The sequence below is a fragment of the Bacteroidota bacterium genome, from assembly GCA_018831055.1.
Lineage (GTDB): Bacteria > Bacteroidota > Bacteroidia > Bacteroidales > B18-G4 > M55B132.
This window is the reverse complement of the sequence record JAHJRE010000069.1, coordinates 1-13,572: the sequence shown is the minus strand read 5'-3', so window position 1 is coordinate 13,572 and position 13,572 is coordinate 1. Positions and strand designations below refer to the sequence as shown.

11 protein-coding genes are annotated in these 13,572 nt (G+C 44.0%); 5 read left to right on the top strand and 6 right to left on the bottom strand.

Annotated elements, in window-relative coordinates; translation table 11 throughout:
* Positions 1-182: 182 nt before the first annotated feature.
* The 3 genes from aspA to KKA81_04040 form a co-directional block, all read right to left on the bottom strand.
* Positions 183-2,027 (bottom strand): aspartate ammonia-lyase, encoded by a 1,845-nt coding sequence (gene aspA, locus KKA81_04050; protein MBU2650086.1) that lies wholly within the window; start codon positions 2,025-2,027, stop codon positions 183-185.
* 34 nt (positions 2,028-2,061) lie between these two features.
* On the bottom strand, positions 2,062-3,000 hold the full coding sequence (locus KKA81_04045; GenBank protein MBU2650085.1) for a TIGR01212 family radical SAM protein: 939 nt from the start codon (positions 2,998-3,000) through the stop codon (positions 2,062-2,064).
* A gap of 107 nt (positions 3,001-3,107) precedes the next feature.
* Positions 3,108-4,946 (bottom strand): peptide MFS transporter, encoded by a 1,839-nt coding sequence (locus KKA81_04040; GenBank protein ID MBU2650084.1) that lies wholly within the window; start codon positions 4,944-4,946, stop codon positions 3,108-3,110.
* A 300-nt stretch (positions 4,947-5,246) separates the two neighbouring features.
* Between KKA81_04040 and KKA81_04035 the strand changes: the two genes are divergently transcribed.
* From KKA81_04035 to KKA81_04015, 5 genes are all read left to right on the top strand, one after another.
* Entirely contained in the window at positions 5,247-5,762 is a 516-nt protein-coding gene (locus KKA81_04035; protein MBU2650083.1) for an RNA polymerase sigma factor, read from the top strand.
* Positions 5,743-6,312 (top strand): hypothetical protein, encoded by a 570-nt coding sequence (locus tag KKA81_04030; GenBank protein ID MBU2650082.1) that lies wholly within the window; start codon positions 5,743-5,745, stop codon positions 6,310-6,312. Before KKA81_04035 ends, KKA81_04030 begins: the two co-directional genes overlap by 20 nt.
* A 25-nt stretch (positions 6,313-6,337) precedes the next feature.
* The gene (locus tag KKA81_04025; protein ID MBU2650081.1) at positions 6,338-6,880 is read left to right on the top strand and encodes a DUF4252 domain-containing protein; all 543 of its coding nucleotides are present in this window, start codon (positions 6,338-6,340) and stop codon (positions 6,878-6,880) included.
* 12 nt (positions 6,881-6,892) lie between these two features.
* Complete coding sequence (locus KKA81_04020; protein MBU2650080.1) at positions 6,893-7,441, top strand: DUF4252 domain-containing protein; 549 nt, start codon at positions 6,893-6,895, stop codon at positions 7,439-7,441.
* Between the two features lie 99 nt (positions 7,442-7,540).
* Positions 7,541-10,201: a valine--tRNA ligase gene (locus tag KKA81_04015; GenBank protein ID MBU2650079.1), complete on the top strand. Its 2,661-nt coding sequence runs from the start codon at positions 7,541-7,543 to the stop codon at positions 10,199-10,201.
* A gap of 5 nt (positions 10,202-10,206) precedes the next feature.
* Here KKA81_04015 and KKA81_04010 read toward each other — a convergent pair whose 3' ends face one another.
* From KKA81_04010 to KKA81_04000, 3 genes are all read right to left on the bottom strand, one after another.
* On the bottom strand, positions 10,207-10,863 hold the full coding sequence (locus tag KKA81_04010) for a DUF4159 domain-containing protein (protein ID MBU2650078.1): 657 nt from the start codon (positions 10,861-10,863) through the stop codon (positions 10,207-10,209).
* Positions 10,860-11,567, bottom strand: a complete 708-nt coding sequence (locus KKA81_04005) for a 16S rRNA (uracil(1498)-N(3))-methyltransferase (GenBank protein MBU2650077.1) — start codon at positions 11,565-11,567, stop codon at positions 10,860-10,862. The genes KKA81_04010 and KKA81_04005 overlap by 4 nt, the downstream gene beginning before the upstream one ends.
* 18 nt (positions 11,568-11,585) lie before the next feature.
* Positions 11,586-13,572, bottom strand: a 1,987-nt coding sequence (locus tag KKA81_04000; protein MBU2650076.1) for a PKD domain-containing protein, incomplete at its 5' end; no start/stop codon positions are given.

The following is a 13,572-nucleotide window of genomic DNA, read 5'->3' as shown; positions in this document are numbered from 1 at the left end:
TTAAATGTTGATATCCATGTTTTTATGAAATATTTAAGAAGTTTATAGTTAATATCTATCATATATTTGTTAGCAACCTAATTATTTTAAAAATTGCAAAGAACTTTTATTGTTGCTTAGTTTGTTTTGAACACTCCTAATCGCAGATCGAAGATCTGATTTCCGATCTGCGATCTCCGATCTTATATCATATTTTTCGGATCCAAAATTTTATCCAGTTCTGCTTTGCTGAGGAGTTTTTTCTCCAGGACCAGGTCGTAGACACTGCGGTTCTTTTCAAGTGCTTCTTTAGCTACAATAGTGGAATTGTCATAGCCGATATAGGGATTCAGAGCAGTAACCAGTCCTATACTGTTTTGCACATTATGGCGGCAAACCTCCTCGTTTGCGGTGATGAAACGGATACACCTGTGCAACAACGTATTCATTCCATTTTTAAGCATTTCCACCGACTCGAAGAGGCTTTGTACGATCACAGGTTCCATGACATTCAGCTCTAACTGTCCTGCCTCGGATGCCAGTGCGACTGTCATATCGTTGCCTATTACTTTAAAGGCGATTTGGTTCACCACTTCAGGAATTACGGGATTAACTTTTCCGGGCATGATTGAGGATCCGGGTTGCATAGGGGGTAGGTTAATCTCGTTAAGTCCTGCCCGCGGACCGGAAGACAAGAGTCTGAGGTCGTTGCTTATCTTGGAAAGTTTTATTGCCAGGCTTTTTACAGCGGAACTGTACATTACAAAACTGCCTGTATCCTGTGTGGCTTCGACTAAGTTATCTGCAAGCCGGATATCCAGTCCGGTTATTTTTTTTAGGTGTTTAACACAAATCTTACCAAATTCCGGGTCTGCGTTGATGCCGGTTCCGATGGCTGTACCTCCCATGTTAACAGTCAGGAAGAGACGGGCGTTTTCCTGGAGTCTGGCAATTTCTTCAGTCAAACTGGTGGCGAAGGATCCGAAGGTCTGCCCCAGGGTCATAGGCACAGCATCCTGAAGCTGCGTTCGCCCCATTTTTATGATGTGAGAAAATTCCTTTTCCTTATCATGCAATGCTTCAATCAGGAGTTTCAATCCTGAGATCAGTGATTCATTTTCCCAGAATAGAGCCAGTTTAACCGAAGTTGGGTAAGCATCGTTGGTTGATTGTGAAAGGTTTACATGGTTATTTGGATGACAATGTTCGTATTCACCTTTTTTATATCCCAGGATTTCAAGAGCCCTGTTAGCAATAACCTCATTTGCGTTCATATTTGTCGATGTTCCGGCACCGCCCTGAATCATATCTACCACGAAATGAAACTGGAAACGTCCGTTTTCTATTTCATCACAAGCTTTAACAATGGCATTAGTAATCTCATCGGGAAGCATACCCAGGTCATGATTGGCCAGGGCTGAGGCTTTTTTCACCACGGCTAGTGCATTAACAAGCAATGGAAAGAAGTTCAGGGTAACACCGCTGATATTGAAGTTTTCGGTTGCGCGCAGGGTTTGGATACCATAATAATATTCATTAGGTACCTGGCGGTATCCCAGGAGGTCGTGTTCCTGGCGTGTCATACCGGATTCGTATTGGGCGGCGGAGGCAACCATTCTGGCGTTAGCCTGCCGCATCCTGCGAGTGATCACCCTGGCGATGTTGGAGAATATCTTCAGGGATATGGGGCCGTTAGCATTGAAAAAATCCCGGTCGATAACAAAAACAGTGGTACGTGTAATTGCCCTTGCTGAGGTTGAGTGAGGTGAATCCTCCGTAAGCGCACCTTCTCCCAGGAAGTCGAAAGGGCCGAAAAGAGAAAGTTTCTTCTCTTCGCCTTCAGGATTGGTTTTATAAAGCTCAACTTTACCGTCGTAAATAATAAAAATACCTTGTCTGTATTGGCTTTCACTGAAAAGTACTGAGCCGGGGGTATATGATTTAATCAGGGTACTTGTAGCGACAATTTCGATCTCTCTTTCATCCAGCCCGCGAAATAATTCAATTTTGCTGATAAAGGAAGCAATGGTTGCAATATCAATATTCATGGTAAATTTTTTAGATGTAATATCGTGGCAAAGTTCAGTATTTTTTGCCCTGCCAGGTATCCATGATTTCAAGTTTTTTTTCGATCAGGTCCAAAATCTGATCATTGCGGATCAATCCCCAGTCGGGAGCGATGAGAAAGCGGGGTGGCACTTCCCCGGCAAAACGTTCGATGACGATATCGGGATTAAGTCTTTCGGTAAAAGTAACTATGAAATCGACATATTCATCCAGGCTGAACAAATTAAAGCTGTTTCGTTCATTTTCATACTCTTTGGCCATTGGAGTCCCTTTTACGATCTGAAGCTGATGGAACTTGATGGTATCGAGGGGCAGGCTGGATAAGATATCTGCTTCATCGAGCATTTCTTCGCGGGATTCACCGGGCAGGCCAAAGATAAGATGGGCACCGGTTTTTAGTCCGAATTCAACACTCATCCAGATAGCTTCTATGGATTGCTGAAATGTATGTCCGCGGTTTATCCTTCGTAGTGTTTTATCATAACAGGACTCTATTCCGTATTCAAGGATGATATAGTATTTTTCCGACAGTTCCTGGAAATACTTAAGTTTTTCCAGGTCAATACAATCGGGTCTGGTTCCGATGACAAGGCCAATAATCCCGGGGAATGAGAGGGCCTGATCGTAAATTTCTCTGAGTTCTTTGAGGGAAGCGTATGTATTTGAATAGGGCTGAAAGTATGCCAGGTACTTTTCTGCGCGGCGGTAACGGTTAGTGTGAAACTTAATTCCTTCTGCAATCTGTTCAGCGACAGTAATATCAGGATCGCAATAGGAGGGGTTGAAGGCATCGTTGTTGCAATAGGTACAACCGCCAGTCCCTATTGTTCCATCGCGGTTCGGGCAGGTGAAACCGGCATCAATACTAATTTTCTGAACCCTGCCTCCGAAGGTTTTCTTAAAGTATTGTGCATAGGCATTAAAGCGGCGTTGATGTCCCCAGGGATATCTCATAATCGCCAAAAATAAATAAAAAAGAGGCTGCCGTCAGGCAGCCTCAAACGATGAAGAAAACAACTACTCCTTAAATCTTAAGAAGCAGCATATTTTACACTAGTATCTTAAGCTCCCTGTGTCACTCTTTGCAAGCGTTTCATGATGGAAAAGATGAAGATTGCCGAGAGGATACAGCAGGCTATGAAGATTGCCCAAAGCTCCCACAGATCCAGTTTTCCCCAGAAGAAGCTACCGACGACGAGCAGTTTATTGCCAACAGCAGTTGCAAGAAGCCAGCCGCCCTGCATCAAACCCTGGAAACGTTCCGGTGCTACTTTAGAAACAAAGGAAAGACCCATAGGGCTCAGGAACAGCTCAGCGATGGTGAGCACGAGGTAGCTGCTTATCAACCAATATGGTGAAACACGCGAAGAATCTGGTACAGGTTCGTACTTTACATTGCCCATAGCATCAGTATACTGAAGTGTATGGGGGGAGATCACGTCGATCGATGCTATCAGCAGGATTACAAATCCTAAAGAGGCAATGATCATACCGATACCGATTTTCTTTGGTGTAGAAGGTTCGATGTTTTTCCTTCTGAGCCATGCGAAGACACCCATAACCGGGAAGGTCAATGCAACGATAAACAAGGGGTTGAACGACTGGAACACTTCCGGTGCGATGGGGTTGTTTGTCGGGTGGTTACTGCTGACAAAATAATAGGTCAGATAACCCAATCCAACAAGCATTGCCAATCCGATAATCTTATCGGTCATCTTTTTGCGGAGCAGGATGATGAAAAATCCGGCCACTGCTCCGATGAATGCCAGTATCGACTGCAGACTGAAGAAAATATGCGTAAATGCCCCAACTTCTTTAACGGTATAGTCTTTAGCAAAGAAAGTAAGAGTCAATCCGTTCTGGTGGAATGACATCCAGAAGAAAATGACCACGATAAACACCAGCATAAGGGCAGATATTCTGGGACGTTCTTCTTTTGTGGAGATCAGTACAATCCAGATAGCAAATACAATAAAAAGACCAACAGCGAATGCGATATCAACATTACCGGAGGCAAACCAGATTCCAACGGAAGCTACAATTCCTATAAGTATTGCAAAAATGCCGCTTGTAACCTGTTTGCCCATTCTAAAGCTACCATTACCGGCAACTGCCTCAGATTTAACTTTTGGTTTTCTTTGCTTATTGGGCAGATAGCGGTTGAAAATGACATAAACCAGCAAGGAAATAACCATTGCAATGGCTGCGATTCCAAATGCGTAATTGTATCCTACGGAGAATGCACTTAGGTAATCAGTTGCGAATGTTGACAGATCGGCAACCTGAGTTCCGGTGACCTTGTCGGCCAGAGCCTGGAAAGCCGGAATATCTGCAAGCTCACCTTTCTGATAAGCATGACACATGGCAGGTAGACTTCCGTCATGCAGGAATCCCTGTGTTTTCAGGAACCAGTTCCTGACACCGGTAGCAACAAATGGTGCAAAGAAAGCTCCGATATTGATACCCATGTAAAAAATCATAAAAGCAGAGTCACGTACCTTGGAGTACTTCTCATTATCGTACATCTGTCCGACCACCGCCTGAAGGTTTCCTTTAAATAAACCATTACCGAATGCGATGGTGAATAAACCGGTCAGGGTTACGGCCAATGACATACCAGGAATAGCTATTATGGCATATCCTGCGAACATGATAATGATACCGGCAAGAATAACCAGTTTGTATTTGTTTGTGGCATCGGCAAGCAAGCCACCAACCAGAGCCAAACCGTATATGCCGAAATAAAACCAACTGTAATAGCCTCCGGCTTGCTCTTCTGTCAAACCGTATTTTGCCTGAAGGAAAAGAACCAGGATGGCCATCATCGTGTAAAAGCCGAACCTTTCCCCCATGTTGGCAAAAAAGGCTACAATAAGCCCTTTTGGATGTTCTTTAAGCATAATCTTAGATTTTGGTGAATATTATTTTTAAAATTGCCTGATCGGATTTTTACGCCCTCGCAGATAAAACGTACAAAAATAACCAAAAAACCGGGTTTTGCAAGTCCTATTTTCCCCTTTGGGAAATGCAGTTTCCTGATGGTTAAAGTTGTTATTCTTCTGTTTTAACAGCCTTAAACATATCTGGAAAATCGTTTTCTCTGGTCATGAAAAAACTCTCTTTGATTTTTTGCATATATTATGATCACACTGTAATATCTTTATAAACTAATCGTCAGAATAATAAACCATCTTTTTGAAATGACGCTGGAGGAGTTTAAAACCGAAGTATTACCGCTGAAAGACAAGTTGTACCGTCTGGCATTCCGCCTGCTGAACAACAGAGAAGAAGCCAGGGATACTATCCAGGAAGTGATGCTCAGGTTATGGTCGAAAGGAGAAGACCTTTCACAATACAGAAACATCGGGGCTTTTGCCTTGACCATGACCCGGAATCTTTGCCTCGATAAGCTGAAATCCAGCAAATGGAAAGAATCCTCCTTCGAAGAAGGATATCACGACAGGGCTGATAATACGGCTTCGGCAAAAATGGAAAATAAAGATACTGTGAGGGTTGTTAAATCTATCATTAACGGATTGCCTGAACAACAAAAAACAGTGATTCAATTAAGGGATATTGAGGAACTCGACTTTGATGAGATAGCGGAGATCATGCAGCTTAGCCTTAACAATATCCGGGTGCTCCTGTCTCGCGCCAGAAAAAAAGTCAGGGATGAACTGATAAAAATACATACCTATGAATTCTCAAAGAATTGAAAAGCTACTGGAAAGGTACTATAACGGAGAAACTTCTCTTCAGGAAGACCGTGAGATCAGGGATTTCTTCCGTTCCGAAAATATTCCTGCCCATCTTCTTTCTGTAAAACCTCAGTTTGATGCTATTGACCAGGAAGCCGGAGACATTTTACCGGACGATAGTTTTGACAGGATTATTCTGAACAAAATAGAAGACGGGAATATAGCTTACATCCGTATCAGAAAAAAAACCATCATTTTTTCCGCAATCGCTGCTGCAGCTACCATACTCATTCTGATAACAATATTCACCCGCTTCAATCCCTTTACCAGCACCATTGAAGATACTCTCTCAGACCCAACCATAGCCTATAATGAAGCGAAAAAAATATTGCTTTATGTTTCCGGGAATTTTAACAAGGGAACAGAAAAGCTCCAGCCCTTATCAAGCTTTGATCAGGGTGTTGCTGAAATGGAAAAGCTAAGCCTGTTCAATGATGGGCTCAGCCAGGCAAACAAAATAGATAAATACAACAAATTAGATAAAATAATTAAAAACCCGGCCCAGTAACATGAGGCCATAAACTATGAAAACAATGAAACGAATATTGATTTTTTTAACTATTGCATTATTTGCAACTCCTGTAATTACATGGGCTCAATCCAGTCCTACCGATGCTATGTTTAAGGAATATAGCGGTAAGGAGGGTTATACTACTGTCCATATCTCCAAGGAATTATTCAGTATGATGTCTCAAATGAACGTCGAAACGGATGATCCTGAAGCTAAAGAAATGATCGATGCCATGAGCAAACTGGATTTTATCAGGATACTGATGGCCGATAAAAGCGATGTGAAGGATTTTGATAAGTTCAAGGCCAGGATCCAGGATTTCGATCTGGATGGATACAAAGAACTTATGCTGGTAAAAGAAGGATCCGAAACCGTTAGATTCATGGTAAAGGAAAAAGGAGACAAGACTTTTGGTGAAATGCTTATGCTGATCGATTCTAATGAGGAGACCGGTTTTATCAGCATCGTTGGCAGTATTGATATTAACACAATATCCAAGCTGTCGAAATCCATGAATATGAAAGGCATGGAGAAACTGGAAGAATTAAATAAAGATGATAAGTAATATCCTGAATCAATGAAAACATTAAAATGTTATTTTGTCCTGATCACTGCTTTATTTGTGTTACCGGCCTATCTGGCTGCTCAGGACAGTTCCCTCGATAAGCTTACCAAATCGTTTGGTGAAATGGATGATGTAACCTACACCCAATTACAATCAAACGATATTAAGATTGAATCGGAAGGGAATGAAGGGATGAATTATGTAATCAATAACCTCGAAGTTGTGAGGATGATCAGCATCGAAAAGAACCGGAAAAAAAGTGAAAAATCGTTTGCAGAATTCAGCTCCATCCTTTCACAGCCGCCTTATATTGAAGTTGTGACTATTATTGACGAGGAAGAAACCTTTAGTATATATGTCAACAGAGGTTCGGATAACAATATCAAGGAAGCAGTATTAATCACCCGGGAGGGGAAAGATGCTAATTTTATCTATATGAAAGGCAATATCAACCTGGAAAAGCTTGGTGGTTTCGATAAGCTGGTTCAATTGCAAAATATAAAACTACCATGCATGAATGGGAAGAAGATGGAATACAAAGACTGTAAAGACAAAGATTAAGCACTGAGTTTATTTTTTCATTAAGATACAGGACAGGGGGCAACCTCTGTCCTATTTTTATTAATTTTGGCGACCTGTAAGACAAGGAAAATCAGAAATATGGAAATCCCAAGCAAATATAACCCTGCGCTGGTAGAAGACAAATGGTATCAATACTGGATGGAGAAAGGTTTTTTCAGGTCGGAGCCTGACGAGCGTGAGCCTTATTGCATAGTGATCCCTCCTCCGAATGTAACAGGAGTCCTTCACATGGGACATATGCTGAACAACACTATCCAGGATGTATTGGTCCGCCGGGCCAGGATGCAGGGTAAAAATACCTTATGGTTGCCCGGGACCGATCATGCCTCCATTGCCACGGAAGCACGAGTGGTAGCCCGTTTAAAGGAACAGGGTATTAATAAAGCGAGTCTTACCCGGGAAGAGTTCCTGGAACATGCATGGGAGTGGAGAGAAAAGCACGGAGGCATTATCCTGGAGCAATTGAAAAAGCTGGGAGCATCATGTGATTGGGACAGAACCCGTTTTACCATGGATGAAGAACTGTATGAGTCGGTCATTCAGGTTTTTGTTGATTTATATAACAAAGGACTGATTTATCGTGGGGTGAGGATGGTCAACTGGGATCCCAGGGCCTTGACTGCTATTTCGGATGAAGAGGTAAATTATAAGGAAGTCAATTCAAAACTTTACTATGTCAGATACAGGGTGGCAGGTAAGGAAGGCGATGATCCTGATAAAAAGGAGAACTGGATCGTGATTGCCACCACTCGACCGGAAACCATACTTGGAGACACTGCTGTTTGTGTGCATCCCGAGGATGAGAGATTTACGCATCTCCATGGTAAGCAGGTGATCGTGCCTCTGGTAAATCGTCCGGTACCCGTAATTGTGGATGAATACGTTGACAGGGAGTTTGGTACAGGCGCCCTGAAGATTACTCCCGCCCACGACATCAACGACTATAACCTGGGTATTAAGCATAAGCTAAAGACTATTGATATATTCAATGATAACGGCACACTCAGTGAGCAGGCAGAGTTGTTTATCGGGGAGGATCGCTTTAAAGCCAGGGATCTGGTAGCTGAAGAACTGATGCAGAAAGGATATCTGGTTAAAGTTGAGGATTATATCAACAAGGTGGGTTATTCTGAAAGGACAGATGAAGTGATAGAACCCAAGTTATCGATTCAATGGTTTCTGAGGATGGAGGAACTTGCCGCCCCGGCTTTAAAAGTTGTTATTGATGAGACCGTTAAATTTCATCCTGCCAAGTTTAAGAATACATACCGGCACTGGATGGAGAATGTCCGCGACTGGTGTATCTCACGGCAGTTATGGTGGGGGCAGAGAATCCCGGCGTATTATCTTCCTGATGGAGATTTTGTAGTCGCAAAAACCAGAGCAGAGGCATTGCAACTTGCCCGCGAAAAATATAAGCAACCTGAACTAAGGGATGAAGATCTGCGGCAGGACGAAGACGTCCTTGATACCTGGTTCTCTTCGTGGTTATGGCCCATCTCAGTTTTTGACGGGATCAGGCATCCTGATAATCCTGATATTAAGTATTATTATCCCACAAATGACCTGGTTACTGCTCCGGAGATACTTTTCTTCTGGGTAGCCAGGATGATCATGGCGGGACTGGAATACAGAAAGGATATCCCTTTCCGTAATGTTTATCTGACGGGGATCGTTCGTGACAAGCTGGGACGGAAGATGTCGAAGTCCCTTGGTAATTCACCCGATCCTATTGAACTCATAAAAAAATACGGTGCCGATGGCGTTAGAGTGGGAATGCTTCTGACCTCTCCCGCAGGGAATGACCTTCCTTTCGATGAGGTGCTTTGTGAACAAGGCAGGAACTTCAGTAATAAAATCTGGAACGCACTGAGGCTTGTTAAGAGCTGGAAGGTTGATAAATCCATCGACCAACCGGATTATGCAAAGGTTTCTTCAGGTTGGTTCCAGGCTAAGCTGAATAGCACCCTGGAAATCCTGGAAGATCAGTATGCCAAATACAGGATATCTGATGCGTTGATGCTGGTTTATAAGCTGATATGGGATGATTTTTGTTCATGGTACCTTGAAATGATCAAACCCGATTACCAGGCTCCCATTGATCAGACAACTTATGATTCTACTGTTGATTTCTTTGAGCAGTTAATGCAAGTGTTACACCCCTTCATGCCTTTCATAACAGAGGAGATCTGGCATACAATCAGCGAACGGGGGGAAGGTGATTCCATTATGATATGCCTGGCACCTAAATCACACGTTGCGGACGAGAGAATTCTGGAGAAATTTGATTTTGCTCGTGACATTATTGTTTCTGTCAGAAGTATACGCAAGGAAAAGAATATCCCTAACAGGGACAGACTGGAATTAAAGATAAAAGCCAATGGCGATAATCATTTTAGTGAGGTTTTCCATCCGGTTGTCGAACGGCTTTGCAATCTTGAGCCAATTGAATATGTTGGGGAGAAAGTAGAAGGTGCCCTGAGTTTCCTGGTTAAATCGACAGAATTCTATATTCCTGTAGCCCATTCTCTTGATATTGAGGGCGAGATAAGCCGTTTACAGGGAGAATTGGATTATGCTCAGGGGTTTCTGGATTCGGTAATGAAAAAACTTGGTAATGAGAAGTTTGTCAAGGGCGCACCTGAGCAGGTGGTTGCCATGGAAATGAAAAAGAAAAGCGACGCCGAGGACAAGATAAGAGTGATCGAGGAACAGATTCGTGCGCTCAGGGGGCAGTAAGCTGATTATTGGGTAAACACATACTGGATGATATTGGCTCCCATTTGCAGGGCTTTCATTCTTGTTTCTTCCGAATCGCCGTGCACAGCGGCATCTTCCCAACCATCACCCAGATCGCTTTCAAAGGAATAGAAACAGACCAACCTTCCCTCGTGGATTATACCGAAGCCCTGGGGTGCTTTATTGTCGTGTTCGTGCACCTTCGGCAGGCCTTTAGGAAAATCGTATTTCTGATGATAGATAGGATGATCAAAAGGGAGTTCGACGAATTCGTATTCAGGGAAGACTTTTTGCATCTGGGGACGAATATACTGATCGAGACCATAATTATCGTCAATATGCAGAAATCCTCCTGCAAGCATGTATTCGCGTAGATTTTTAGCTTCCTGTGGTGTAAAAATAACATTGCCGTGCCCGGTCAGATGAATAAATGGATAGTTGAAGATTTCACGGCTACCAGCTTCCACGGTGGCATAATCATATTGCAGGTTAGTACCCAGGTTTTCATTGCAAAATTTAATCAGATTTGGCAAGGAGGTCGGATTGGCGTACCAGTCGCCACCGCCGGCGTATTTCAGGAGTGCGATTTGAAGCCCTTTTTGCGCGTTGGCAGCGGGCATTAAAAGCATAACCCCAAAAACATATATCAATAATGATCTCATTCAGTTTGATTTAACAGGTTTATCCAGGAACAGGCAACAATTGCTGCCGTTTCAGTTCGTAAACGGCTATTCCCGAGATTTATTGGAACAAAGCCGTGTTCCTGAGCGATTTGAACTTCATTATGACTAAAGTCACCTTCCGGACCTATCAGAATACATACATCACTGCCGGGTTTGTATCCTTTTCCCAGGCTCATGGAATTGCCATCTCCCATCCATCCGAAAAACTTTTGTCCTGAATACCCTTGCTTTACAAGATTTTCAAAATCAACAGCCTTTTCCAGGATGGGCTTATAAGCCTTAACCGATTGTTTCATGGCAGAGATAATGACTTTTTCAAGCCTGTCGTTGTTCAGGTTCCGGCGTTCGGAGTGTTCCCCGAAAAAGGGGATGATCCGGTCGATGCCTATCTCTGTTGCTTTTTCCACGAACCACTCCAAACGTGCCGTGTTTTTGGTTGGAGCAATGGCAATACAAAGATGGAAATTCCTTTTTCCATATTCCCTTTCTACCTTGTTTATTCTGACCATACAGTTTTTGTCGCGGTCGTCAATGATGACAGAATGGAAAAGATTTCCGAAGCCATCGGTATGGTGTACCTGGTCTCCAATTTTCTTGCGTAGCACCCAGAGGAGATGTCGGGCTTCCTCCGGTTCAAAAATGTATTCATCCCCGCTTACCCCGGGAGTGTAGAATAATTGCATAACGGCACAGGTAAGGGATTATCTGATGATGATCTTCTCCACCTGCATGGTTTGATTTCCTGAGGCTTTCAGGATGTAAATCCCGGAAGACAGATTGCTCAGGTCGATGGTCTCAGAATAATTTCCATTCAATCCTGAAATCGTTTTAGTGAATACCCTTTGGGATTCCATATTCAGCAGTTCAACCTGAAGGCTGGATTCCGGGTGGTTCATTCTGATGGTGAATGAACCGTCGGAAGGGTTAGGGAAAACAGTAAAAAGATCGCCGGTGATCAGGTTTTCACCTACAGAAACGGAATTACTGATCTCCACATTGTCGATGTAGAGGTTGTTGCCGTATTTACCAACCGTTTCGAACCTTATTTTAATGTTCTGGTGCCCTGCCCACTGGCTAAGGTCCAGCACATTGCATAATGCTCCGTATCCTTGTCCGCACCAATCGTCTTCCGATTGCGGAAGGAAGAACTCCGTGGTCGGTTCGCTGGTTTCGAAGGATCCCTGGCCATCGGGATATCCGACATAGATCCGGGTCCATGTTTCACCGCAATCGCCCGATACAGCTACGATGAGGGAGTCAACTTGTGAATAGCGCTGGGCATAGGCATGTTCAAATGTCAGGCTAAGGTTATTAAAGCCAGTGAAGTTCATAGGCGGTGATACGAGATAATCTCTCGGATAGAGTGAATAGTAATCGAAGAGGTTCATCCAGGTGGCATGGTTACCGGGAGTTGTTCCGGCCACTTCGTGTATGCCCCATGTGATGCCCCGGTCGGGATTGATGACAGTCCATGATTTTGCATCCAGCCCACTTTCAAAATCTTCAGCGAATGGGATGCTATATCCACCATGCAGGATATAATCCGGTTTTGACTTTGTATCCGATCCATTGGCATTTTCTGCGATGAGGGTTACCGAATAAGCTCCCGCCTGGTTTAGTTCAACAACAGGGTTCTGAGAGTATTCGTTGGTACCTTCCAGGAAGGTTACATCGTCGGGGATGAACATCCATCTCCAGGATGAGGGGCAATGGAGGGTTTTATCGGTGAAATACAAGGTATTACCGAAGCAGGGCACAGAATCATTAACGGTGAAAGCAGTAACGGGCATCAGGGTTTCGCTGACGGTGATATAGTGCGTGTAGGTAACAGAGCTTGTTCCTGCGCTGTTCCATGCAGTCAGACTGACACTGTATGTTCCCGGAGTATTGTAAATAACTCCGGCCGGATCTTTATCAGTTGAAGTACCCGGGAACCCACCTTCGAACGTCCATTCCCAGAAATGGGGCACACCGGAGGAGAGGTCGGTAAAATCGATCGCACAACCCGGAGGGATCAGGGTATCGCTGGCGATAAAAGCGGCTTCGGGTTCGGCATAGTACATGTCGGAGCTCCAGAGGCCGCGGCCGTATGTTCCTGCGCGTATCACATCACCGGAAACACTGTCGGGATGGTAATAAATCTCAATTTCATTCACCGAGGCATCAACGGGCAGGCCGTTGTTGAACCATATCCAGTCGTCCATGGAGCTGTCGCGATAAAAAACGCCGGCATCGGAGCCGATATATAAGCCATCCTGGCTGTTTTTATAGAAAGCAATGCTGCTAAGGTGTACGTTCGGTAGTGTGCCGGAGATGTCTTCCCAGTTATAGCCCCGGTCGGATGATTTGTAAACGCGGTTGTTCTGGGTCATGTAAACCACACCGGGCAGAAATGGGTGAGCTTCCACATCGGTTGGGGTCATGTTTTCCGGCATGTACGAAGTTATATCATTCCAGGATGGCATAGGATCATTGACATTATCGCTTCGGAAAAGCCGGCTGTCGTAACGGGCAGCATAAAGGATATTAAGGTCGGCGGGAGATTGTTCCAGGACAGCCATGTTAGAGGAATTGCTTCCTGCAAGGTTGTCGGAGATTTTATCCCAGGAAATCTGACCTGTTGGTGCCTTAACATTGTTACAGCGCCAGACGTTCTTGTATCCTACGAACATGGTGTTGGGATTTTCT